16 protein-coding genes are annotated in these 22,564 nt (G+C 65.9%); 3 read left to right on the plus strand and 13 right to left on the minus strand.

The genetic code is table 11. From position 1 onward, the window contains the following. Window positions 1-31 precede the first annotated feature (31 nt). Complete coding sequence (locus tag LDO41_RS03840) at window positions 32-1,885, minus strand: hypothetical protein (RefSeq protein WP_223982062.1); 1,854 nt, start codon at window positions 1,883-1,885, stop codon at window positions 32-34. A 391-nt stretch (window positions 1,886-2,276) separates the two neighbouring features. Here LDO41_RS03840 and LDO41_RS03845 point away from each other — a divergent pair, with 391 nt between their 5' ends. Further along, window positions 2,277-2,996, plus strand: a complete 720-nt coding sequence (locus LDO41_RS03845) for a glutamine amidotransferase (RefSeq protein WP_223982065.1) — start codon at window positions 2,277-2,279, stop codon at window positions 2,994-2,996. 62 nt (window positions 2,997-3,058) lie between these two features. Here the strand turns inward: LDO41_RS03845 and LDO41_RS03850 are convergent, their stop codons facing one another. From LDO41_RS03850 to prpB, 8 genes are all read right to left on the minus strand, one after another. Beyond that, a complete protein-coding gene (locus LDO41_RS03850; protein ID WP_223982067.1) occupies window positions 3,059-3,325 on the minus strand; it encodes a DUF1289 domain-containing protein in 267 nt (88 codons plus the stop codon). Window positions 3,326-3,433: 108 nt separating this feature from the next. Continuing rightward, the gene (locus tag LDO41_RS03855; RefSeq protein ID WP_223982069.1) at window positions 3,434-5,815 is read right to left on the minus strand and encodes a GNAT family N-acetyltransferase; all 2,382 of its coding nucleotides are present in this window, start codon (window positions 5,813-5,815) and stop codon (window positions 3,434-3,436) included. A gap of 4 nt (window positions 5,816-5,819) precedes the next feature. Then, the gene (locus LDO41_RS03860) at window positions 5,820-6,878 is read right to left on the minus strand and encodes a hypothetical protein (protein ID WP_223982071.1); all 1,059 of its coding nucleotides are present in this window, start codon (window positions 6,876-6,878) and stop codon (window positions 5,820-5,822) included. Between the two features lie 183 nt (window positions 6,879-7,061). Further along, complete coding sequence (locus LDO41_RS03865) at window positions 7,062-8,192, minus strand: asparaginase (protein WP_223982073.1); 1,131 nt, start codon at window positions 8,190-8,192, stop codon at window positions 7,062-7,064. A gap of 144 nt (window positions 8,193-8,336) precedes the next feature. Then, a complete protein-coding gene (prpF, locus tag LDO41_RS03870) occupies window positions 8,337-9,530 on the minus strand; it encodes a 2-methylaconitate cis-trans isomerase PrpF (protein WP_223982076.1) in 1,194 nt (397 codons plus the stop codon). A 24-nt stretch (window positions 9,531-9,554) separates the two neighbouring features. Beyond that, entirely contained in the window at window positions 9,555-12,149 is a 2,595-nt protein-coding gene (gene acnD / locus LDO41_RS03875) for a Fe/S-dependent 2-methylisocitrate dehydratase AcnD (RefSeq protein ID WP_223982079.1), read from the minus strand. 72 nt (window positions 12,150-12,221) lie between these two features. After that, window positions 12,222-13,376 carry a bifunctional 2-methylcitrate synthase/citrate synthase gene (gene prpC, locus LDO41_RS03880; RefSeq protein ID WP_223982082.1) on the minus strand — a complete coding sequence of 385 codons (1,155 nt, stop codon included), beginning with the start codon at window positions 13,374-13,376 and terminating at the stop codon, window positions 12,222-12,224. 98 nt (window positions 13,377-13,474) lie between these two features. Beyond that, on the minus strand, window positions 13,475-14,383 hold the full coding sequence (prpB, locus tag LDO41_RS03885) for a methylisocitrate lyase (protein ID WP_223982085.1): 909 nt from the start codon (window positions 14,381-14,383) through the stop codon (window positions 13,475-13,477). A gap of 283 nt (window positions 14,384-14,666) precedes the next feature. Here prpB and prpR point away from each other — a divergent pair, with 283 nt between their 5' ends. Then, window positions 14,667-16,703 carry a propionate catabolism operon regulatory protein PrpR gene (gene prpR, locus LDO41_RS03890; protein WP_223982088.1) on the plus strand — a complete coding sequence of 679 codons (2,037 nt, stop codon included), beginning with the start codon at window positions 14,667-14,669 and terminating at the stop codon, window positions 16,701-16,703. A gap of 110 nt (window positions 16,704-16,813) precedes the next feature. Further along, window positions 16,814-17,248: a carboxymuconolactone decarboxylase family protein gene (locus LDO41_RS03895; protein WP_223982091.1), complete on the plus strand. Its 435-nt coding sequence runs from the start codon at window positions 16,814-16,816 to the stop codon at window positions 17,246-17,248. Here the strand turns inward: LDO41_RS03895 and LDO41_RS03900 are convergent. From LDO41_RS03900 to pdxR, 4 genes are all read right to left on the minus strand, one after another. After that, window positions 17,245-18,621 (minus strand): hypothetical protein, encoded by a 1,377-nt coding sequence (locus tag LDO41_RS03900; RefSeq protein ID WP_223982094.1) that lies wholly within the window; start codon window positions 18,619-18,621, stop codon window positions 17,245-17,247. The two genes, LDO41_RS03895 and LDO41_RS03900, sit on opposite strands and share 4 nt — an antisense overlap. 156 nt (window positions 18,622-18,777) lie before the next feature. After that, window positions 18,778-19,215: a carboxymuconolactone decarboxylase family protein gene (locus tag LDO41_RS03905; RefSeq protein WP_223982097.1), complete on the minus strand. Its 438-nt coding sequence runs from the start codon at window positions 19,213-19,215 to the stop codon at window positions 18,778-18,780. A 121-nt stretch (window positions 19,216-19,336) separates the two neighbouring features. Further along, on the minus strand, window positions 19,337-20,611 hold the full coding sequence (locus LDO41_RS03910; protein WP_223982375.1) for a J domain-containing protein: 1,275 nt from the start codon (window positions 20,609-20,611) through the stop codon (window positions 19,337-19,339). Window positions 20,612-20,816: 205 nt separating this feature from the next. Then, entirely contained in the window at window positions 20,817-22,265 is a 1,449-nt protein-coding gene (gene pdxR / locus LDO41_RS03915) for a MocR-like pyridoxine biosynthesis transcription factor PdxR (protein ID WP_223982099.1), read from the minus strand. Between the last annotated feature and the right edge of the window lie 299 nt (window positions 22,266-22,564).

The following is a 22,564-nucleotide window of genomic DNA, read 5'->3' on the forward strand; positions in this document are numbered from 1 at the left end:
GATATGATGGCTGCGCGGATCGCGCCTGGCATCATAGATCGCCTGTGCGGCGAAAGCCGGCCTGCACCTTCAGCAGCGCAGAAGGCTCCGTGACCGCTTCCGATGTCACGGTTTGCACGCCGCGCGCCTGGCTGTACGCGAACAGTTGCTGCAGCGCGTAGGCGCCGGCCCCGCGTAACGCGCCTTCCGCCTCCGGGACAAGCACGTTGTCCGGCGCGCTCAGCGTGTCGACGATCCGCATGGTATGGTCCTGACGCTGTGCCTGCAGGATCGATACGATGGTGTCCCCGTGCCGGACGACTATAAAGATCGTGCCGTCGCTGGTTCCGCCGTGCGCGTCGCCGTGGATGTTGTGGGCGATCGATGTTGCTGTGAATGCCAGCCTTCGCCGCTCTCGTTCAGCGCAATCAGTGGCCGCCGTCAATGGCAGCATCTGCTCGTGTGCCAGATAGCTGGCGTGCCAGCGTGCCGTGGTGTCGATGATCTGTCGTAGCGCATCGACATCGTCTGTGTCGACAATCGTATGCGTGAAAGGCGTCTCGGATGCGATCCACGTACCGCCGTGCCGCACGCGGGCAACGGCCGCTTGTGGAACGTGGTCCGCGAGATCCAGCTCATACAGGCCGGTAGCTGCCGTGCGAGCGTGTGCGGCCGCGGATACGCCTCCGGCCATGTCGGCGGCCGTACAGCGCGCCGATGACGTTGCAGGCGACCACATACCCAATGTTCCGAGCGCGGCATTGGCCCCGTGAAACGCGTTGATGGCGTCGGCGCGTCGCGTGTCGATGGTACTGGTCTGCTGTCTGACCGCGCTGACGAATGTCGCCGCGTCCCGCGTATTTGCCACAGGCTCGCCGAGGTTGCCATCGGTCAGGACACGATCGATGATGCGCGTAAAACGCGCCAGATCCCACTGGCGCGGAAACAACGCCTGATACAGCGTGATGATCAACGTCGCCCGGGACAGGCAAGCGAGAGAGGGCACCGTATCGCGCTTCATGCGGGGCGCGAGGGCGTAGTCCAGCGGAATTCGGCATGCGCGCGCGGCGCCCATCATCGCCATCGGATTGCGACCGGCACCGTACACCCTCACGAGTCTGAATGGTGCGGGCGCTTCCGACGGCGCCGGCGCCAACGCCGGGTGCGACGAACTTGCGCACAGGCCGAGGAAAAAATTCACGACGCTAATCAGTTCGGGCGCCGAATCGCAGCCGAGGCTGCGTCGGGAACGCCGCGGCGACACGCCGGAATCGCCCAGACGGAAGATGGCACTCGTCAGCCGCGGAGACGTTCGATTGGCAACAACGTCCGGTACCTTGTTCGACATCAGTGCCCCGAATTTTTCCGGCCACGGCAGGCTGACGATCGGCGAGGATCGGAGGTAGCGTCGCTGGACGTCGCTTTCGATGAGCTGCACTTCATTGGAATGATCGGGGGTCAGGCTCATGGCCAGAATCACGTACCGTGTTTCCGGCGAATAGCGGAGGTGCGTCAGGATTCTTTTCGGCGCTCCGGAGATCAGGCTCGCGTGCCGTTCGTTGAACACAAGCTGGACGTTGTCTCCATGGTCGACGCGGAAGACCTTGCCTGCGTTGAGGTCGAAGGCCAGGAGGACTTGTTTCGGCTGCCGGGTTGTCCATGCCGGGCCAAAAAGCGCGGGCAGATCATAGGCCTCGCCCGACTGGATCTTGCAGCCCTCAAGGCAGTTCGGCGTTGCCCACGCCAGTTGCAGTGACCGGATGCGGCCCTGCATACCTTGGGCGCGCAACGCGTCGATGTCGACGTCGCCGGTAAATACGGCCGCACGGCCATCGCCCCATTGTTCGTCGAACACCCACGCGCGCATATTGGGCGGAATCCACATCGAGGAGATAGCGTTGTCCATGCGCTCGGGAAGCGTGCTCAACTGGGGGCCGGGGTGCAGGCATTGGAAGTGCCCCGCATGCTTTGGCTGCGCGTAGAAACATGCCACACCGGTACGCGCTATGAACGATGGCGGCGGAGCGATCCATCGGTCGGGCTCGCTCGAGGCGGCGCCTGCCGTGACGGGGGGCGCCAACAGACCGGCGGCCGCCAGCCAGGCCGACATGCCACGAATGAAAGGACGGAGTCGCGCGAGTGGTTTCATGCAAGGTCTCGTTCGTTGAGGCTGCCCCAATATATGGAGTCCCCATCCGCGGATCTATGGCGTCTTTACGATAAGTGGATTGACCCCGGATACAGCACGGATACAAAGCTGTGGCACCATGCGCTAGTACGAAATCGGAGTCGTTCTCATGAGCCAGATCGGGCGTCCCTTACGCACTGATGTCATTCAGCATGTTGCATTCGAACACCCGGGCGTCATTGGCGACGTCCTGCAGGCGCGCGGCCACACGCTGCGCGTGTTCCAGGCGGGCGTGGACGATCTGTCGACGATCGTGCGGGATCCCGCCGATCTGCTGCTGGTGCTGGGCGGCCCGATCGGCGTGTATGAATCGGAGGTCTATCCGTGGCTCGATGGCGAAGTGGACATCATCGGGCAGCGACTACGTGCCGGCGGAGCGGTCATCGGTGTGTGCCTTGGCGCGCAGCTGATCGCGCGGGCATCGGGCGCCAGGGTGTATCCGGGTACGCGTGAAATCGGCTGGGCACCGATCACACCGACGGAGGCGGGCAAGGACTCGCCGCTGGCCTCGCTCGCGGAAGCGGATTGGCAGGTGCTGCACTGGCATGGCGATACGTTCGATCTGCCGGAGGGCGCGACGCTGCTGGCTTCGACCGATGCGGTCAAACATCAGGCGTATGCGATTGGCGAGCGCGTGCTGGCGTTGCAGTTCCACCCCGAGGTGCGTGCAGGCGATATCGAGACCTGGTTGATCGGACATACCGTTGAACTCGGCAAGGCCGGCATCGATCCGCGCACGATACGCGCGCGCACGCAGGAAGTTGGAGCGTCGGTGGCGGCGGCCGGGGCGCAGGCGTTTGCGCGCTGGCTGGAGCGGGCGGGACTATAGCGGCGACTATAACGACGACGGTAACGGCGAAGGGCTCGGCCGCCCCGGATTCCCCGCGTTGCCTAGCGAAACCGGCGCGCGGTGCCCTCGGCGGTGATGCGCGCCCAGATCACGCGCTTTTCCTCTTCGCTGAAGAACACCCAGTTGCTGACCTCGGTCGCGGTGCGGCCACAACCCTGGCAAATCTCGTCGAACAGCGTCGAACAGATGCCAATGCACGGGCTATCGGGCCGATCAGGTGACAGTCCCGAACGTTTGTCCTCGGCCACGCTGGCGGCAGCTGCGGCGGCGGTGGTGGAGATCAGAGGATTGGACGAATCGGCGGGCATGCGGGTTATCGTGTAGCAACAAGCCCGCATTATACGGGCTCGACCCGCGCGGCCCGCCGACGGCCATACGCCGGTAGCGGTCAAATGCATGCAAATGGGCCAGCGCCCTCAGCCTGGCGGCGTCGTTGTCACCGTGGTCAGATCGTCTAATAGTCGAAAGCCCGCCCGCTGGTGAATGGCGGCGCTTGGCTCGGTCACCGCCTCCACGCGCACCGCGGTCATGCCGCGCTCCTTGCAGTACTTCAGGAATTCCTGCAGGGCTGCGCTGGCGGCACCGCGCACCGTGCCATCACCGTGCGGCGGCAGGACATTGGCCGGCGCGCTGACCATCAGCGTGATTTCGGCCTCCAGCGAACCGTGCCTCGGAATCGTGCCGAGCAGCATGGCCACCGGCGCGCCACGATACCGCACCAACAGGATCTCGTTATCTTCGTCGTTATCGCGTACCGCTGCCTCGATGCCCATCGCGGCGGAGAGACCGGTCGAGGCGAGAAAGTCGCGCACCGTGTAGCCGCTGCCCTCGGGACAATCGTCGCCGAGCGCTGTGCGCAAGGCGGCAGGGCGCATGGCCAGCAGATAATCGCGCTGCCACGCGTGCGCCGTGTCCACGGCCTGGCGCTGGCGTCCGAGCTGTCCCGCCTGCACCCGGGTGATTTCGAAGGCATCGCTGGCATCGACCCATTGCCCGTTGCGCCACACGCGCGGCCGGACGTCCAGCGGCGTGTATTGCTGCAGGTCGAGGTCGTATCGGCCTAGCGCCGCCGTACGCATGGTAGCGATCGAACGTTTGACGCCACCGCAGATGCCGGACGTGGATGACTGCGCGGCGTGCCCGATCGCGGTGGCACCCTCCAGGTTCATGGTGCGCACCACCGAATAGGCGCGAACGAGGTTCGCGTGATGAAAGGCCGCGAGGGCATCCGCGCGCCGCGTGTCGTTGGCACCCGTTTGCCAGCGTACGGCGTCTACCAACGCCTGTTCGGAGCTTGCGTCCGTCGCCCGAAGTCCGGTGGTGCCACGCGCGAGGATGTTGTCGATCACCGCGGTGAAGGCGTCGAGGCGCCATAGGTCGTTGAACAGGGTCTGATACATCGTGACGATCGTGATGGCACGGCTCACGCAGTAGTCCTTGTCCGGCAGCCCGAGTGGGCGTCGCCCCCACATCAGCGGTATGGCGCACGCCCGCTGTGCGGCGGCGACTGCCATCGGATTGCCGCTCACGCCGATGTTGGTCAGCAGAACAGTGTCCGACGGCGGCGATGCAAGCGGTATCGGCGTGTGCGGAAGCGGTGTCTGGCTGGGCGGTCCGGACAGCGGTGCCAACGGCTGCGGCGTCGGCGTGGTGAGCCGTGGCGGCACGGCGCGGCAATTTTTGAGGGCAATGCGCTCGCAATGGGCAGCGCGGACGCTTCGGTCGTGTGACGGTCCAACCTCGAACAGCATGCTCACCGCCCGTACCGCCATACTGGACGACGCATTGCGGACCGAGAGCACCGTGTCGACGGGCACGTCCCACGGGATATCGAGCCACGGCGTGGCCTGGATCAGGTCATGGTCGTCGGCAACCTGCATGACCACCATGGAAGCCGATTTATCGGGACGCAGCTCGATAGCGACCACGTAGTATCGGGTGCGCTTGTCGGGCAGCAGTGTCGCTTCGTCGGAAATGGGGTCGAGCATGCGTACCAGCGCCGACTGCTTGCGCAGGCGGACCGTCACGCGCGCCCCGTAGGTGACCTCGATATCGCGCCCAGGATCCGCATCGAAGACCATGCCCACATACGGATTGCCCGCGCCCGGCAGCATGTGCCCGCGGAAGATCGAAGACAGGTCGTAGGCGTCGCCGCCTGGAATAACCAGCGGCCCAAGTACAGGCGGCGGCTTCTGACGCGCGATATGGACGGAACGGATGCGCTGGAACATGTCGGCGGTCTCGAGGGCCCTGCCGTCGAGACTGCCGCGGAACGTGGCCATACTGCCGCGCCCGCGAAAATCCGTAAAGGCAGTGGCGCTCAGGGTGGCCGGAACGCGAACCGACGACGCGAAAGCGAACAGATCCGGCGTGTAGGTGCGCAGTGGCCCCGGAGGGAAACACAGTCGCTTGCTTGTGAACCGGGTGCCTCGATAAAAGCAGGCGGCGGGGCTCACCGCTACCACGGTGGCCGACTTCGCCGTAATGCCGCGCGCCTGCAGCGCTGACTCGCCGAGCGTGCCGGTTACCGCCCAGGTCGTCCCGTCGAACTCCTCCTGATCGGAAAGGTAGGCGACTGAGCCTGGCGCCACCTCGATCTTGCGCAGCGGAAAATGATCCGAAGACAGCCAGAGTCGTGCGTGGCGAGCGCGCAGCATACTGTCGTCGGGCACGCACAGATAGGGCTCGGTGGCGGTTTCGGAATCGAACAGGCAGGCTTCGGCATGGCTCGCCCGCGGGGCCATGCCAAGGACCAGAAGAGAGAGGACCGCGGTGGCAACCTGCGGAATGCGGCGCATGGCATCAATGCCGGGCTGACGGCTGCGGTTGTGGCATGGTCCATTCAAGGCGCTGAATCAGCGGCGCCAGCGCCAGCACGCCCTTTGCGGTATTGCGTACCGATAGCAGGGTGTGGGTCGGCGCCGAGTGCGGCTCCTGTACGATGTGCGTCGCGACCGGCACGTCGTGTGCGTCCGTCTGGATCAGTTGAGCGAGCAGATCGGTGCTGCCGGGCATAGCGGTGATCTGGAGCGTCAGATAGCGGGTGCGCGCGTCGAAGCGCTGGTATTCGTCACGGCGGGGGCGGCCCGTCGACACGATCATGCGACTGTTGCGCACGTCGAGCCGCAGCATGCCACCGTAGTCGACCACAAAACTGCGGCCCGCGGCCAGATCGAACGTCACGCTCGTGTGTCCCGTGGCGCCGTCCGGTGTGGTGTCGTGCATGGCATCGAGATCCCACGCATCGCTGCCGGCCACGGGGCATTGTTTCGTGCAGGCCGGGTGGATGCGCAGGACCTGCACGGCGCGAATGGCGTCATGCAGGCCATCGCGCCGCAGCGTTTCCGCGTCGACGTCGGTGTGGTATAGCGCCGCCTTGCCGAGGCCGCTGACACGCCGGAACACGGCCACACTGAAGCCCGGCGGCACGCGGATCGACGACACCGACGAGTCGAGTCGCGCCAGTCGCTTGTGCATGGGGCCGGGCCCGAGGCATTGCGCCTTGCCGTCGAATGCATCGTGTTCGTAGAAGCAGGCGGTCGCGACCACGCGGGCCGAGGCCAGCGCATGCCGCGGGATGCCCTGCGCCCGCAGTTCGGCGCCGTGCAACGATCGTCGCAGACGCCATATGCGTCCACCGAAGCCAGGACGATCGGACACGATCAGTTCCTGGCCGGGGGCCACCTCGACACGGTTGACGGGATAATGCCGCGACGCGTCCGGTTGCCCCATCGTGAGATCGACGTCCTCGTCCGGACCCAGGCAGATGCGTGCCGGCATCGCGCCGCCTGCACCGTAGTAGCCGTTGTCGCTGGCGATCAGGCAGCTGCTGCGCTGCGGTTCGTCGTGGTTCGCCAGCACTGGCGCGCTACAGGCCAGGCAAAGCGTGAGGGGCAGTAAGCGGGTTAGTAAGCGGGTTAGTACGCGGGGCAGTACGCGGGGCAGTGCGCGGGTCATCGTCGTCTTGCTCACTAGCGAGTTGCGATGCATCCAAGCTAGCGGCAAGACGAGCCATGCGAAATGGCCGATGCGCGAAATTGCGGATCAGTACTTCCAGAAGATCTGTTGCAGCGCCTTCGGATCGTTGGTGCGCGTGAGCGCCAGTGCCATCAGGATGCGCGCCTTCTGCGGCAGTTGATCGTCGGTCACGATCCAGTCGTACTTGTCATCGGGTTGTTCGCCATTGCGGATCACCACGCCGCTGCCGGTGCGCGACGCGCGCACGATCTGCACGCCCTTGGCACGCGCGGCCTTGAGCGGCTCCACCATATAGTCGCCGACGCTGCCGTTGCCGGTGGCCGCGTAGACGATGGCCTTCGCGCCATTCTTCACGGCGGCATCGATGCTGGCCGGATTGACGTTGCCGTACGCGTACACCACGGCCACCTCGGGCAGGCTGTCGATACGGTCGATGTCGAACTCGGTCTGCACGGTGTGCGGCCGCGCGGGCAGGCGGTAGTACAGCGTGCGGCCTTCCACCACATAGCCGAGCGGGCCGAACGGCGAGCGGAACGTCTCGGTCTTGAACGTGTTGCTCTTGGTCACGTCGCGGCCGGTCTGGATCTCGTCGTTGAGCACGACCAGCGTGCCCTTGCCGCGCGAGGCCGGGTTAGATGCGACCAGCACCGCATCGTAGAGGTTGAGCGCGCCATCGGCGCCGAGCGCGGTGCCCGGGCGCATCGAGCCCACCACGACCACCGGCTTGTCGCTCTTGAGCGTGAGGTTCAGGAAGTACGAGGTCTCCTCGATGGTGTCGGTGCCGTGCGTGATGACGATGCCATCGACGTCGGGCTGCTTGAGCAACTCCGAGACACGCTTGCCGAGCTTGAGCAGGCGTTCGTTGTTGAAGCTCTCCGAACCGATCTGGAAGATCTGCTCGCCCTTGACGTTGGCGACCTTGGAGATCTCGGGCACCGAGGCGATGATCTTGTCGACCGGTACCACTGCCGATTGATACGCGGCGGTGTTGGTAGCGGATGCGCCGGCACCGGCAATCGTACCCCCGGTGCCGATGATCACGATATTGGCCTTGCGCGCTTCGGTGGTGGCGCCCGGCTGGGCCGCTGGCTGCGCGGACGGCGCGAGTTGCGCCTGGGCGGATGTGGTCAGCAGGCTTGCGGACAGCAGTGCTGCCGACAGCAGCGAGAGATGAATACTGCGGGTCTTGCGGTTCATGTTCCCCTCCTTGTTAGCGGAGGCGCCGACTCTCGTGAAGCGGTGCCACCGGATCTTGGAGGGAGCACTATATCGGCAGGCGGCGCCCTTTCCAAGGCGCCATTTACCCGTATGACTACCCGCAATCCCGCGCTATCGGAAGATTCAGAACGCGTCGCCCGGCACGCGGATCCAGCCTTCCATCAGCACGCGCGCGCTGCGGCTCATGATGGCCTTGGTCACCACCCATTCGCCGTCCACGCGTTTTGCCTCGGCACCGACACGCAGCGTGCCCGACGGGTGGCCGAAGCGCACCGCCTCACGCTCGCCGCCGCCGGCGGCCAGGTTCACCAGCGTGCCCGGGATACTGGCCGCGGTGCCGATGGCCACCGCCGCGGTGCCCATCATCGCGTGATGCAGCACACCCATGGACAGCGCGCGCACCAGCAGATCGACGTCGCCGGCTTCGACCTGCTTGCCGCTCGAGGCCGCGTAGCTGGCGGGCCTGGCCACGAACGCAACCTTGGGCGTGTGCTGGCGCGTCTTGGCTTCGGACGCGTCCTTGATCAGTCCCATGCGCAGCGCGCCGGCCGTGCGAATGGTCTCGAACATCGCCAGCGCCTTGGCGTCGCTGTTGATGTCGCGCTGCAACTCGGTGCCGGTGTAGCCGATCGCCTCCGCATTGATAAAGATCGTCGGAATGCCCGCGTTGATCATCGTCGCCTTGAGCGTACCGACGCCCGGTACCACGAGGTCGTCGACCACGTTGCCGGTCGGGAACATCGAACCGCCACCCGCGTCGGGCTCATCGGCGGCCGGGTCCATGAACTCGAGCTGAACCTCGGCGGCAGGGAAGGTGACCCCGTCCAGTTCGAAGTCGCCGGTTTCCTGTACCTGACCATCGGTGATCGGCACATGCGAGACGATGGTCTTGCCGATGTTGGCCTGCCAGATCCGCACGGTGACCGTGCCGTTGCGCGGAATGCGGCTGGCCTCGATAAAGCCGTTGCTGATCGCGAACGGTCCCACCGCGGCGGACAGGTTGCCGCAATTGCCGCTCCAGTCGACAAATGGCGAGTCGATCGATACCTGACCGAACAGGTAATCGACGTCGTGACCGGGCCGCGTGCTTTGCGAGATGATCACGGTCTTGCTCGTGCTCGACGTGGCGCCACCCATGCCGTCGATCTGCTTGGCATAGGGGTCGGGGCTGCCGATCACGCGCAGCAGCAATGCATCGCGTGCGGCGCCGGGCACCTGCGCGCGTTCCGGCAGGTCCTGCAGGCGAAAGAACACACCCTTGCTGGTGCCGCCACGCAGGTACGTGGCGGGGATCTTGATTTGCGGTGCGTGAGCCATGTTGCGTCCTTGTGTATGTGCCGCTCAGGCGGTCTGCGCCGATTCGAGGAAGTCCTGCGCAAAGCGCTGCAGCACGCCGCCGGCCTCGTAGATCGAGACTTCCTCGGCGGTGTCCAGCCGGCATTGCACTGGCACTTCCACACGGTCACCATCGCGCCGATTGATGACCAGCGTCAGCTCGGCGCCCGGCTTGCGCGCGCCGATCACGTCGAACGTCTCGGTGCCGTCGATGCCAAGCGTGGTGCGGTTGGTGCCCGGTTTGAACTCGAGCGGCAGCACGCCCATCCCAACGAGGTTGGTGCGGTGGATGCGCTCGAAGCCTTCGGCGACGATGGCTTCCACGCCCGCCAGCCGCACGCCCTTGGCCGCCCAGTCGCGCGACGAACCCTGACCGTAGTCGGCGCCGGCAATGATGATCAGCGGCTGCTTGCGTTCCATATAGGTCTCGATCGCTTCCCACATGCGGGCGATCTTGCCTTCCGGTTCGATCCGCGCGAGCGAGCCGGCCTTGACCTGACCGTCGACCACCACCATCTCGTTCTTCAACGTCGGGTTGGCAAAGGTCGCGCGTTGCGCGGTCAGGTGATCGCCACGGTGGGTCGCGTACGAGTTGAAGTCTTCCTCGGGCAGGCCCATCTTCGCGAGGTATTCGCCCGCCGCGCTGTCGAGCAGAATCGCGTTCGACGGCGACAGGTGGTCGGTGGTGATGTTGTCACCGAGCACCGCGAGCGGCCGCATGCCTTGCAGCGCGCGTTCCCCCGCGAGCGCGCCTTCCCAGTACGGCGGACGACGGATATACGTGCTCTGCGGGCGCCAGTCGTACAGCGGCGGGGCCATCTCACCGTTATCCACGGTCAGCGCGAACATCGGATCGTAGACCTGACGGAACTGCGACGGCTTGACGCTTTGCGCGACGATCGCATCGATCTCCTCGTCGCTCGGCCAGATATCCTTGAGCGTCACGGGCTTGCCGTCGGCGTCGTGGCCCAGCACATCGCGCTCGATATCGAAGCGGATGGTGCCGGCAATCGCGTAGGCCACCACCAGCGGCGGCGAGGCCAGAAAGGCCTGCTTGGCGTACGGGTGGATGCGGCCGTCGAAGTTGCGGTTGCCGGAGAGCACGGCGGTCGCATACAGGTCGCGATCGATGATCTCTTTCTGGATGACCGGATCGAGCGCGCCGGACATGCCATTGCACGTGGTGCAGGCAAACGCGACGATGCCGAAACCGAGTTTCTCGAGTTCGGGCAGCAGGTTCGACGCTTCGAGGTACAACTCCACCGCCTTCGAGCCCGGCGCCAGCGACGACTTGACCCACGGCTTGCGCGTGAGGCCACGCGCGTTGGCGTTGCGCGCCAGCAGCGCGGCCGCGATCACGTTGCGCGGGTTGCTGGTATTCGTGCAGCTGGTAATGGCCGCGATGATCACCGCGCCGTCGGGCATCTGGCCCGGCACTTCCTCCCACTTGCCCGCGATACCGCGCGCGGCCAGGTCTGACGTCGGCAGGCGCTTGTGCGGATTGGACGGGCCGGCCATATTGCGGACCACCGTCGACAGATCGAAATGCAGCGTGCGCTCGTACTCGGCATTCACCAGGCTGTCGGCCCACAGGCCGGCGGTCTTCGCGTAGGTCTCGACCAGCGCCACCTGCTCGTCGGTGCGGCCCGTGAGCTTCAGGTAGTCGATGGTCTGCGTGTCGATAAAGAACATTGCCGCGGTGGCGCCATACTCGGGTGCCATGTTCGAGATGGTCGCGCGGTCGCCCAGCGTGAGGCTCGCGGCGCCTTCGCCGCGGAACTCGAGATAGGCGCCAACCACCTTTTCCTTGCGCAGGAATTCGGTCAGCGCGAGCACGATGTCGGTGGCGGTGATGCCGGGCTGGCGGCGGCCGCTCAGTTCCACGCCGACGATATCGGGCAGGCGGATCCACGAGGCGCGGCCGAGCATCACGTTTTCGGCTTCCAGACCGCCCACGCCGATGGCGATCACGCCGAGCGCGTCGACGTGCGGCGTATGGCTGTCGGTGCCGACGCAGGTGTCGGGGTAGGCCACGCCGTTGTCGGCGTGGATCACGGGCGACATCTTCTCCAGATTGATCTGGTGCATGATGCCGTTGCCGGGCGGGATCACGTCGACGTTGCGAAACGCCTTCTTGGTCCAGTCGATAAAGTGGAAGCGGTCCTCGTTGCGGCGATCCTCGATGGCGCGGTTCTTGGTGAACGCATCGGGGTCGAAGCCGCCGCACTCGACGGCCAGCGAATGGTCGACGATCAGCTGCGTCGGCACCACGGGGTTGACCAGGGAAGGGTCGCCACCGGCGTCGGCAATCGCGTCGCGCAGGCCGGCCAGGTCGACCAGCGCGGTCTGGCCGAGGATGTCGTGGCAGACCACGCGCGCGGGGAACCACGGGAAATCGAGATCGCGCTTGCGATCGATGAGCTGGCGCAGCGAAGCCGTCAGCGTGGCGGGGTCGCAGCGGCGCACGAGGTTCTCGGCCAGCACGCGCGAGGTGTAGGGCAGCTTGTCGTAGGCACCGGGCTCGATGGCCTCGACCGCGGCGCGCGTGTCGAAGTAATCGAGGTCGGTACCCGGAAGGCGCTTGCGGTAATCGGTATTCATGGCTGTGGGGCCCTCTTGATGTTCTCCCTCTCCCTAGGGAAACCTGAGGGAGAGGGGTGGGGTGAGGGTGGTTTAACGCTTCTCGATCGGCACGAACTTCAGGTTCTCGGGACCCGTGTAGTTCGCGCTTGGGCGAATGATCTTGTTGTCGATACGTTGCTCGATGATGTGCGCGGCCCAGCCCGAGGTACGCGCGATCACGAACAGCGGGGTGAACATCGCGGTCGGCACACCCATCATGTGGTAGCTCACCGCGCTGAACCAGTCGAGGTTCGGGAACATCTTCTTGGCGTCCCACATCACCGTTTCCAGACGCTCGGCGATATTGAACATTTTCATCGAGCCGGCATCCTTGGACAGGCGCTTGGCCACTTCCTTGATGACCTGGTTGCGCGGATCGCCAATCGTGTACACCGGGTGGCCGAAGCCGATCACCACTTCCTTGGCCTCCACGCGGCGGCGGATATCCGCTTCGGCTTCATCGGGCGTGTCGTAGCGCTTCTGCACCTCGAACGCCACCTCGTTGGCGCCGCCATGCTTCGGGCCGCGCAGCGCGCCGATCGCGCCGGCGATCGCCGAGTACATGTCCGAACCCGTGCCGGCGATCACGCGCGCGGCAAAGGTCGAGGCGTTGAACTCGTGCTCGGCATACAGGTTCAGCGAGGTCTGCATCGCGCGCTCCCACAGCTTCGACGGCGTCTTGCCGTGGAACAGCGTGAGGAAGTGCCCGGCGATCGAGTCGTCGTCGGTTTCCACTTCGATGCGGCGGCCGTTATTGCTGTAGTGGTACCAGTACACCAGCATCGAGCCGAGGCTGGCCATCAGGCGGTCCGCGATGTCGCGCGCGCCCGGTACGTTGTGGTCGTCCTTCTCGGGTAGCACCGTGCCGAGCACCGACACGCCGGTACGCATCACGTCCATCGGGTGCGCGCCGGCCGGTACCCATTCGAGCGCGGCCTTGACGTTGGCGGGCAGGCCTCTTAGCGACTTCAGTTTGGCCTTGTATGCGGCCAGCTCCGCCTTGTTCGGGAGCTTGCCGTGCACCAGCAGATGCGCGATTTCCTCGAACTCGCACGTATCGGCGACATCGAGAATGTCGTAGCCACGATAGTGGAGGTCATTGCCGCTGCGGCCCACCGTGCAGAGCGCGGTGTTGCCAGCCGTGACGCCGGACAGCGCGACGGATTTCTTGGGCTTGGGCGTGGCGAGCGGTTGTGCTTCGGACATAGGGGTCTCCTGGGTTGTGCTGGGGGTTGTGCCGGCGGTCGTGCGCTCTGTTGGCGCGTCGGTCCTGACCTGTCTGGCGGCGGGTGTGCGGCGGGACATCAGCGAGCCTTGCCCTTGGCGAACAGGGCATCCAGCTTCTGTTCGTAGTCATGGTAGCCGATGCGTTCATACAGTTCCTGACGCGTCTGCATGGTGTCGACGACGTTCTGTTGCGTGCCATCGCGGCGGATCGCCTCGAACACATTCTCGGCGGCCTTGTTCATCGCGCGGAACGCGGACAGCGGGTACAGCACCATCGACACGCCGACCGAGGCCAGCTCGTCGCGCGTGAAATACGGCGTGGCGCCGAACTCGGTGATATTGGCCAGTACCGGCACCTTTACGGCGTCGACGAAGCGGCGGTACATCTCGAGGTCGGTCATGGCCTCGGGGAAGATTGCATCGGCGCCGGCTTCCACGCAGGCCACGGCGCGCGCGAGCGCGGCATCGAAGCCTTCCACGGCCAGCGCGTCGGTGCGGGCCATGATCACGAAGTTCTCGTCGGTGCGCGCATCCACCGCGGCCTTGACGCGATCGACCATCTCGTCCTGCGTGACGATTTCCTTGTTGGGGCGGTGGCCGCAGCGCTTCGCGCCGACCTGGTCTTCGATATGCATGGCGGCCGCGCCGAACTTGATCAGCGAGCGCGTGGTGCGCGCGACATTGAACGCGGACGAGCCGAAGCCGGTGTCGACGTCGACCAGCAGCGGCAGGTCGCAGACGTCGGTGATGCGGCGGATATCGGTCAGCACGTCGTCGAGATTCGAGATGCCGAGGTCAGGCATGCCCAGCGAGCCGGCCGCGACGCCACCACCGGACAGATAGATGGCCCGATACCCGGACCGCTTGGCCAGCAACGCATGATTGGCGTTGATCGTTCCCGGGATCTGCAGCGGGCGTTCATCGGCGAGTGCCTGGCGGAAGCGGGCACCGGCGGAGCGGGCGAGATCGGCGGCGGAAAAGGTCATGGGTTCGGGTCGGAGTTGGGTGAAGAACGGAAGGAATGCGCAAGGGATGTGCCAACGCGTGACATGTTCCTCGGCAGGGTCGAGGCGATAGCCAATAATCGTTGAAAATCAACGGCCTGTGCGTGGTTATTGATGTGTTGTCTCCGTATGGGCGCGCATTGTATGCCACTTGTGATGCTGCAATATTTCAATATTGAAATGCATATGAATTTCAGAATTGAAATGCAGCGTGATCCGGCGCAGAATGGCCGCTTCAATATACGCCCGTCACGCGCGTCCTTCCATGACCCTTGCCTCAGCATCCGCGGCGCCGCTCCCGCCACCGCCGTCAACCGCGCGTCCGCGCATCTGGACGGTCGGCATCAGCCGGCTGACGCGTGCGTTTGCGGAGTTGATTCCGTCCTATACCGCGCAGGCGGAATTCCGCGTCCTCGACAAGGGCTACGAGGCGGCCGCCAGCGCGATTGCGCGTGATGGGCGTGTAGACGTGGTGGTGGCCGGCGGCTCCAATGGCGCCTATTTGCGCCAGCATATCGACGTGCCGGTGGTGCTGGTCAAGGTGACGGGATTCGACGTGATGAGCGCGCTGGCCACCGCGCGGCGTATCTCGCCCAATGTCGCGCTGGTCACGCATGCCTCGACCTATGCCGAGGTGGACGAATTCCTGCGCGCGTTCTCGCTGACCATTCCCACCTATACGTACCTGACCGAGGATGACGCCACGGTACGCGTGCGCGCGCTCAAGGAGGAGGGCGTGCGCGTGATCGTCGGGCCGGGCATGGTGACGGACCTCGCCGAACGCTTCGGGCTGGTCGGCGTGTTCCTGTACTCGGGCAATGCGGTGCGGCTGGCGCTGGAGGATGCCATCGAGGCCGCGCGCCTGCGGCGCATCGAGGCCACGCGGCGCGATTACGTCAATACCATCCTGTCGCACCTCAACGAAGGCGTGGCCGCGGTGGACGTGGAAGGGCGCATTCAGTCATTCAACCCGGCCATGGAGCGCTTTCTCGGCATTACCGCGCCCGCCGCGGCCGGCCGCAAGCTGGCCGCGCTGGCACCGGGGCTCGGGCTCGAAGGCGTGATGCAGAGCGGCACGCAGGAGCTGGAGGCCATCCATCGGCTCGGCGATCGCATGGTCGTGGTCAACCGTATTCCGATCGTCGGCGAGGCCGGCACCACGGGCGCGGTGCTGACGATTCAGGATGCCAATGCGATTCACCGCGTGGACCGCAACCTGCGCTCGCGCAGCCGCGCGCGGCGCGCGGGCGTGCGCTACACGCTCGACGACCTTGCGGGCGCGTCCGCCGCCATGACGGACCTGCGCGCGCTGGCGCGCCGTTATGCGATGGTCGATTCCACCGTGTTGATCGGAGGCGAGAGCGGTACCGGCAAGGAAGTGCTCGCGCAGGGCATGCATGACGCGAGTCCGCGGCGCGCGTTTCCGTTTGTCGCGGTCAACTGCGCGGCGTTTCCCGAGACGCTGCTGGAAAGCGAACTGTTCGGCTACGAGGAGGGCGCGTTTACCGGCGCACGCCGTGGCGGTCGCGCGGGCCTGTTCGAGTCCGCGCACAACGGCACGCTGTTCCTCGACGAGGTGGGCGACATGCCGCCGGCATTGCAGACGCGACTGTTGCGCGTGCTGCAGGAAAAGCAGGTGCTGCCGATCGGCGGGCTCGAGGCGATTCCCGTCAATGTGCGCGTGATCGCCGCCACCCACCGCGACCTGTCCGCGCTCGTGCGCGATGGCACGTTCCGGCAGGATCTGTACTACCGGCTCAATATCCTGCGCATCGATATGCCGCCGCTGCGCGAGCGCGCGCAGGATCTGCCCGACCTCGCGGAACTTTTGTATCGGCGTGCACAGGAGCGGCTGACGATCGCGCGGCCGATGCCGCTGCCGACGCCGGTGCGCAAGCGGCTGGCCGACTATGCGTGGCCGGGCAATATCCGCGAACTCGAGAACGTGACCGAGCGCATCGCGGTGATGATCGCGGGCCGCAAGCTCGATGGCGCCGCGCTGCTGCGCGATTTGCAGGCGGCGGTGCCGGAACTGTTCGCGATGCCCCCCGCCGAGCCCGACCTTGGCGGTGATAGCGGCGATGGCAGCGAGAGCGCGTCCGGCGTGTCAAACCCGGGCGCGGTCGGCGCGGCGGGCTATGCAAGCGCCGCTGGCGGCAACCGGTCGCTGGCGGGCGTCGCGCGTGCCAGTCAGGCCGAGCATATCCGCCGCGTGCTGGCCGAATGCGGCGGCGACCGCGCGGCCGCGTGCCACTTGCTTGGCATCAGTGCCACCACGCTCTGGCGCCGGCTCAAAGCGTGATGCCAGTGGCTACCTGAAATCGCGCACAACTGGTCATTGGCCGAGGCCGCCCAATGACCTACCGTAACCGGTACCGTGACCTTTGATCGTGCCGACCGCGATCGTTTGCGATGCCCCTTCGCCTCGACGCCTCCCAGGCCAATCGCCTCAGCATGGAGTTGCTGTTGCGGCTCGATCGCCGCAGCGATGGCTATCGCCTCGAACACTCGCTCGCCGACCTTGTGCGCCTGCGCGTGTCGCAGCTCAATGGCTGCCCGTACTGCATCGACCTGCATACGACGCGCGCGCGTCGCGCGGGCGAGATGGACACGCGCATCGACCTGCTGCCCGCGTGGCGCGAGAGTGCGTTCTATACCGATCGCGAACGCGCGGCACTCGGCTGGGCCGAGGCCGTGACGCAACTGGCGGCGCACGTACCCGACCCCGAGTGGGACGCGGTGCGCCCGCATTTCTCGGACCGCGAACTGGTTGATCTGACGCTGCTGATCAACGCCATCAACGCCCTGAACCGCTTCGGCATCGCGTTCCGGCGCACGCCGGCCTAAAGTTCGTCATGTTCGGGGGCCTCGGCCGGCTCGGCGGGCTCGTCCGGGCTCGGCGGGAGTGTAGCTTCGACCCACTCCCGGTGGGGCGCCGCCTGCAGATTTGGCAGTGTCGACGGATCGTCCCTGGTCATGGCAATCAGATAGGCAGCGTTCATGAGGCGCGCGTAGTTGGCAAAGCGGCTCAGCGCATAAGGGACCGCGCCGAGCACGGCATCTTCGGCGTACGGCGTCAGGATGGTCGTGGCAGGCACCGCCACGGCGTGAATACGCGCCAGATTGCGGCCGAATGCGCCGAGGCTGCCATGCAGGACCGCAACCACACGGTTGCGATGCCGAATGACCAGCAGCACCGTAGACCAGTAAGCAGGAACCTGCGCGGCGGCGATGGCGCTCTCGACGGCGTTCAGGCCGGCGCTCGCGAGGCGTTGTTCCGCTGCGGTACCCGGCGCGCGGCTGCGGTACTGCTCACGCCAGCCGAGCAGGATATGCGCGATGCGCTGGCGTGCCTGATCGCTAACGACGGTGGCCCCGGACTCAACAAGCTCCGCGGTCAGCGGATTCGCCTGATCCAGCGTCCAGCGTCCGGTGCCCCCGCGCCTGAGCAGGGGCGTATTGAACTCGGTCCATGGACGATTTCCCAGTTGCCATCCATAGATCCCGAACCACGACATACCTGGCAAATGCGTCCGCACATCGGGTGGGTGGTCCGGGCGGATGACGGCGGGCACAGTCGCTGCCGGGTCGTGCGGGATGGCACGGGCGGACGCGGCTTCGAGGTCCAGCCAACCGATGCGATCGAGCCCGGGTAGCGGTGCGTGCGGATTCTGTGGCCAGACCCTCGGGCTGATACCGGATAGATTGTCGGGGCGTGTGTTGCGTGTGACCGCCTCGATAAATGCGCGCGCCACGTACGGGTCCGCGCGTGGCATGCCGAGGTCGTGGTGGCGCTGCGCCTGCGTGTAGACAAAATCGAAATGCATGAGGTCCCAGCGCTGGCTTGGTGAAACCGAGGCGATCAGGCGGCGGAACAGCGAAACCGCCAGCGCGATGTGCACCGTACAACTGGCCAGCCCGACAGATAGATCGCGGCGTTTGCGCGACTGGGCCGCGCCGCTTCGGGTTGGGGTATCCGCCGTGACACTGGGGCTCTCGTTGCCGCTGACCCGCCCTCCGGGGGCGGGTGGGCATTCCTCCCATGCGGACGCGCACGGAACGTCAAACATATGCAGCGCGGCGGGCGCGATGCGTGGCGAGCAGTATTGGCGCGGCACTGGTATGGGCTTGGGCTGCGGCGCGGCCGGTTGGGCGACACCATCATCGATATCAGTGCCGGTGCTGGGCGCCATGGTAACGAGCATGGCGGCGGCGACCATGACGCACAGCGCGCGGCTGGCCGGACGTGGTTGACACGGTGAGCGAACAAGCGAGCGATGGCGCATAGGTCGATGACAGAGCGGAAACCGTTGCACCGTAGGTCGCGACCGGGTGCCTCCGCCATCGAGCTTCTCCTAAAAGCTATCCCGCTTTGCTCAGACCGGGGTCTTGCGGAACGAGATGGCAAACCGGTTCCACGCGTTGATGGTGACCACCAGCAACGTCAGATCGACGATCTCGGCCTCGGTGAAGTGGGGGTGCACGGCCTCCCATACGGCATCGGGTACATGGTCTTGCGAGACCAGCGTCACGGCCTCGGTCCAGGCAAGCGCCGCGCGTTCGCGTTCCGAGAAGAACGGCGTTTCGTGCCAGACCGACAACGTGGCCAGGCGGCGATCGTCCTCGCCGGCCTTACGTGCATCGCGGGTATGGAGGTCGATGCAGTACGCGCAGCCGTTGATCTGCGAGGCGCGCAGGCGCACCAGTTCCACCAGCGACGGTTCCAGCTCGCTGTTGCCGATGCGGTCTTCCAGACCCATCATCGCCTTGATCGCGGCGGGGCTGGCTTTATAGAAATCGAGACGTGGTGCCATGGCTTGCTCCTGATGTTTTGCATTGAGATTGCGTTGACAGGAACAAGATTAGGAGCGGCAGTGGCTTTTCGAAATGACCGCTTTTGCGTATTTTCAGGTGGCCACTGCCTCCGCGTGCGATTTACGGAAACTCGCGCTCCGGAATGCTCACGTTGCGCGCCTTGCCCTCCACGCTATAGAGCGAGAGGATGTTCTTGGCGAAACTGGTGCCGGTGGCCTCCTGGATTTCCTTGAGCTCGAAGCGCTCCGAACGGAAGATCTCGCCGGTGTCGAGGCTTCGGTAACGCACGTCATAACTGCCCGGCGCGATGTTCTCCATCGTGAACGAGGTGCCGCTGCGGACGTAGCTCGTACGGACCGGCAGTGGACGCGTGCTGTCGGTCGACACGAGCTTGAGGAAGACGTCGAACTTGCTGCGCGTATTGTCGATCGTCACCATCGACAGGCCATCGGTGTTGAGCACCGGGTAGCCCGGCACATAGCCCGAGCGTTCGGGCCATGGCTCGCCCTTGGGCGTCAGCGCGGGCCGCAGGTAACGCGTTTCTTCGCGCGTGGAAATGATGCTGGCGGCGATGGCCGTGGGCGAGGGTGCCGTGGCGGCCGGGGCTGCAGCAGGGGTGCTCGGTGTGTCCGTGGCCGCATTGGCGGTGGGCGTGTCGAGGCTGGCGCCCGGCACCCAGTCGCTCAGCAGCACGACGATCGCCGTCGCGGCCAGCGCATAGACCAGCATCGACCACGAGCGGCCCGATAGCCGCGCGGGCTGGAAGCCGTCTTCGCGCATCGTCCGCCCGCCTGCCTGCGGTCCACGGCGCTGGTCGCTCTCTTTGCTATCCCGCTCGGCGCGTTGACGCTCGCGCTGGTCCTGCTCGGCGCGCTCGGCCCGGCGCCGACGCGCGTCCGCCTCGCGTTTGGCCTCCTGCTCGCGGCTTTCCTGCTCCCTTTGCCGCTCGCGCGCGCGCGCCTGCTCCCGTGCCTGTGCCTGTTCGCGCTCCTTGCGGGCTTTGTCCGCTTTCTCGGCTTCGGCCTTGCGCGCGCGCTCCTGCCGGGCGGTCTGGGGCTGGGCCTCGGCTTGTGGTCGCGCGCGTGCCGCGCCCGCGGTGGGGCGTGGCGGCACACCGGCGCCGGGGCGCGGCGCGGTGGCGGCAGCCGGCCGGCGTCCGCGCTGACTGGCTTCGAGCCTTTCCTGCACCACGATCCAGCGGTCATGCTCGTCGCGCCTGACCGGGTCGCTCAACACCTCGTAGGCGGCATTGATCAACCGCATGATGCGGTTGGATTCCTCGCCGTCCGCATGACGGTCCGGATGGTATTTCTGGCTCAGCGACTTGTACGCGGCGCGAATGACCTCGAACGGGGCGTCACGGGAAACCTTCAGGTTGTCGTAATGGGTGTGCATCAACAGAGGGCAGCAAGACCGGGATTGGCCCGCACGTATTAACGGCAGGCCCGCCGAATTTTCAAGGCCCCAACTGTACTCCGCTCCGCTTTTGGGCAATGCGGCCCGATGCACGGCGGCAGGTATGGCGTGTGCGCTGGCGCTCGTTGCGGCGCCCGTGGCCCTCATCCCCGCCCCCTTCCCGAAGGGTGAGGGGGGATCCCCATCAGCTTGGGCGGCGCTCCAGTGCGGCTTTCAGGCGGTCGAGGCCAGCGCGGAGGCGGTCCGTGCCGATGCCGCCGTAGCCGAGCAGCAGGCCCGGACGTGGGCGTCCGGCCACGTACATGCCCGCGATGCCGTACACGCCGACGCGCGCCGCGGCCGCGCGCTCGACGAGCATGGCTTCGACGCCCGAACCGGTCATGGCGTCGGCGCGGATCTCGGCGACCAGGTGAATGCCGGCCGAGGAGGGCAGAGGCCTCAGCCACGGCGAGAGGTCGTGCTGGAGCGCGTGCAGCAGCAGCGCGCGGCGCAGCGCGTACTCCTTGTGCATGCGCCGCAGGTGCTTGGCGAAGTAGCCATCGAGCATGAACTTGGCCAGCGCGGTCTGCGTCATCGTGCAACTGTGCCAGTCGCCGATCTGCTTGGCCTTGCGCATGGCCACGCCCAGCGGCGCGGGCGGAATCACGTAACCGACGCGCAGTTCCGGAAAGATGGTTTTGGAGAACGTACCGACGTAGGCCACTACCCCCGCCTTGTCGAGGCTCTTGAGCGATTCGACGGGGCGGCCCTCGAAGCGATACTCGCCGTCGTAGTCGTCCTCGACGATCAGCGCGCCATGCTGCTGGGCCCATGCCAGCAACGCCAGCCGGCGCTCCAGGCTCATCGGCATGCCGAGCGGAAACTGGTGCGACGGCGTGACATAGACGATGCGCGCTTCCGGCGGCAGGCGATCGACGATGATGCCTTCGTCATCCACCGGCACCGGCACCACATTGGCACCGGCGGCCAGCAGGCTGGTGCGGGCCGGTGGATAGCCGGGGTCTTCCACCGCGACCACGTCGCCCGGTCGCAGCGCTACACGTGCGAGCAGATCGATCGCCTGCTGCGCGCCCTGGGTCATGATCACGTCCTGCCAGTTGCTGACCACCGCGCGGCTGAAGGCGAGATAGCGTGACACCGCCAGCCGCAATTCCTGCTCGCCAGCCGGGTCGCGATAGCCGCCCGGCGCGCGCGCGAGCACGCGCAATGCGTGACTCACGCAGCGGCGCCACTGATCGAACGGAAACAATGCCTTGTCGGTGACACCGCCAATAAAGTCGAACTCGGGTGGGCGTTCGCGGGACGTCATCGGTAACACGTCGGGGAGCGACTCCCATAGCGCTACCGAGGGATGCAGCATGGCCGTGCGCGGCGGCCGCGGCGCGAGCCGCGTCATCTCGTCGGCGACGAACGTGCCGTCGCCTGTGCGAGACCGCAGATAGCCCTCGGCGATCAATCGCTCGAAAACATCGAGCGTGGTCTTGCGCGACACGCCGAGCTGCGTCGCGAGCTCGCGCGTGGAGGGCAGCCGTTCGCCCGGCGCCAGGCGGCCGTCGATGACGCCCGCGCGCAGCTGCCGGTAGATCTGACCCGCCAGACCCTGGCGGCCGTGAATCGTCAAGTGCACGTTCATTGTTGTCCGGTTTTAGTGCGCAGTGGCTACGTCGTGCATCAATTCGCTGGTTGATTTTAGGTACCGCCGGCTTACGCCGCCAAGCGCAATCCGCGCGAATTCGGCGTGAATTCGGCTGACTGCACGGCGATTCTATAAAAGATGTATAACTAATGCAACTTAACGAATAAGCGCCGCATGCTAGGCCGCGAAAGCGTACGGGACGTTGACGCGGTGCGTCAAACAGGTGTTTGGGTGGTCACCCCAAAAACAAATAAAGTGGCTATGTGTAGTTGTCCAGTCACTGCCGTAAATTTCGA

It is taken from the genome of Cupriavidus pampae (genome assembly GCF_914271485.1).
Taxonomy (GTDB): Bacteria; Pseudomonadota; Gammaproteobacteria; order Burkholderiales; family Burkholderiaceae; genus Cupriavidus; species Cupriavidus pampae.

Bases quoted from the DNA above. Each gene is read 5' to 3' on its own strand.
- LDO41_RS03840 (WP_223982062.1), bottom strand. From the start codon at position 1,885: ATGGACAACGCTATCTCCTCGATGTGGATTCCGCCCAATATGCGCGCG.
- LDO41_RS03845 (WP_223982065.1), top strand. From the start codon at position 2,277: ATGAGCCAGATCGGGCGTCCCTTACGCACTGATGTCATTCAGCATGTT.
- LDO41_RS03850 (WP_223982067.1), bottom strand. From the start codon at position 3,325: ATGCCCGCCGATTCGTCCAATCCTCTGATCTCCACCACCGCCGCCGCA.
- LDO41_RS03855 (WP_223982069.1), bottom strand. From the start codon at position 5,815: ATGCGCCGCATTCCGCAGGTTGCCACCGCGGTCCTCTCTCTTCTGGTC.
- LDO41_RS03865 (WP_223982073.1), bottom strand. From the start codon at position 8,192: ATGAACCGCAAGACCCGCAGTATTCATCTCTCGCTGCTGTCGGCAGCA.
- prpF (WP_223982076.1), bottom strand. From the start codon at position 9,530: ATGGCTCACGCACCGCAAATCAAGATCCCCGCCACGTACCTGCGTGGC.
- acnD (WP_223982079.1), bottom strand. From the start codon at position 12,149: ATGAATACCGATTACCGCAAGCGCCTTCCGGGTACCGACCTCGATTAC.
- prpC (WP_223982082.1), bottom strand. From the start codon at position 13,376: ATGTCCGAAGCACAACCGCTCGCCACGCCCAAGCCCAAGAAATCCGTC.
- prpB (WP_223982085.1), bottom strand. From the start codon at position 14,383: ATGACCTTTTCCGCCGCCGATCTCGCCCGCTCCGCCGGTGCCCGCTTC.
- prpR (WP_223982088.1), top strand. From the start codon at position 14,667: ATGACCCTTGCCTCAGCATCCGCGGCGCCGCTCCCGCCACCGCCGTCA.
- LDO41_RS03895 (WP_223982091.1), top strand. From the start codon at position 16,814: ATGCCCCTTCGCCTCGACGCCTCCCAGGCCAATCGCCTCAGCATGGAG.
- LDO41_RS03900 (WP_223982094.1), bottom strand. From the start codon at position 18,621: ATGGTCGCCGCCGCCATGCTCGTTACCATGGCGCCCAGCACCGGCACT.
- LDO41_RS03905 (WP_223982097.1), bottom strand. From the start codon at position 19,215: ATGGCACCACGTCTCGATTTCTATAAAGCCAGCCCCGCCGCGATCAAG.
- LDO41_RS03910 (WP_223982375.1), bottom strand. From the start codon at position 20,611: ATGCACACCCATTACGACAACCTGAAGGTTTCCCGTGACGCCCCGTTC.
- pdxR (WP_223982099.1), bottom strand. From the start codon at position 22,265: ATGAACGTGCACTTGACGATTCACGGCCGCCAGGGTCTGGCGGGTCAG.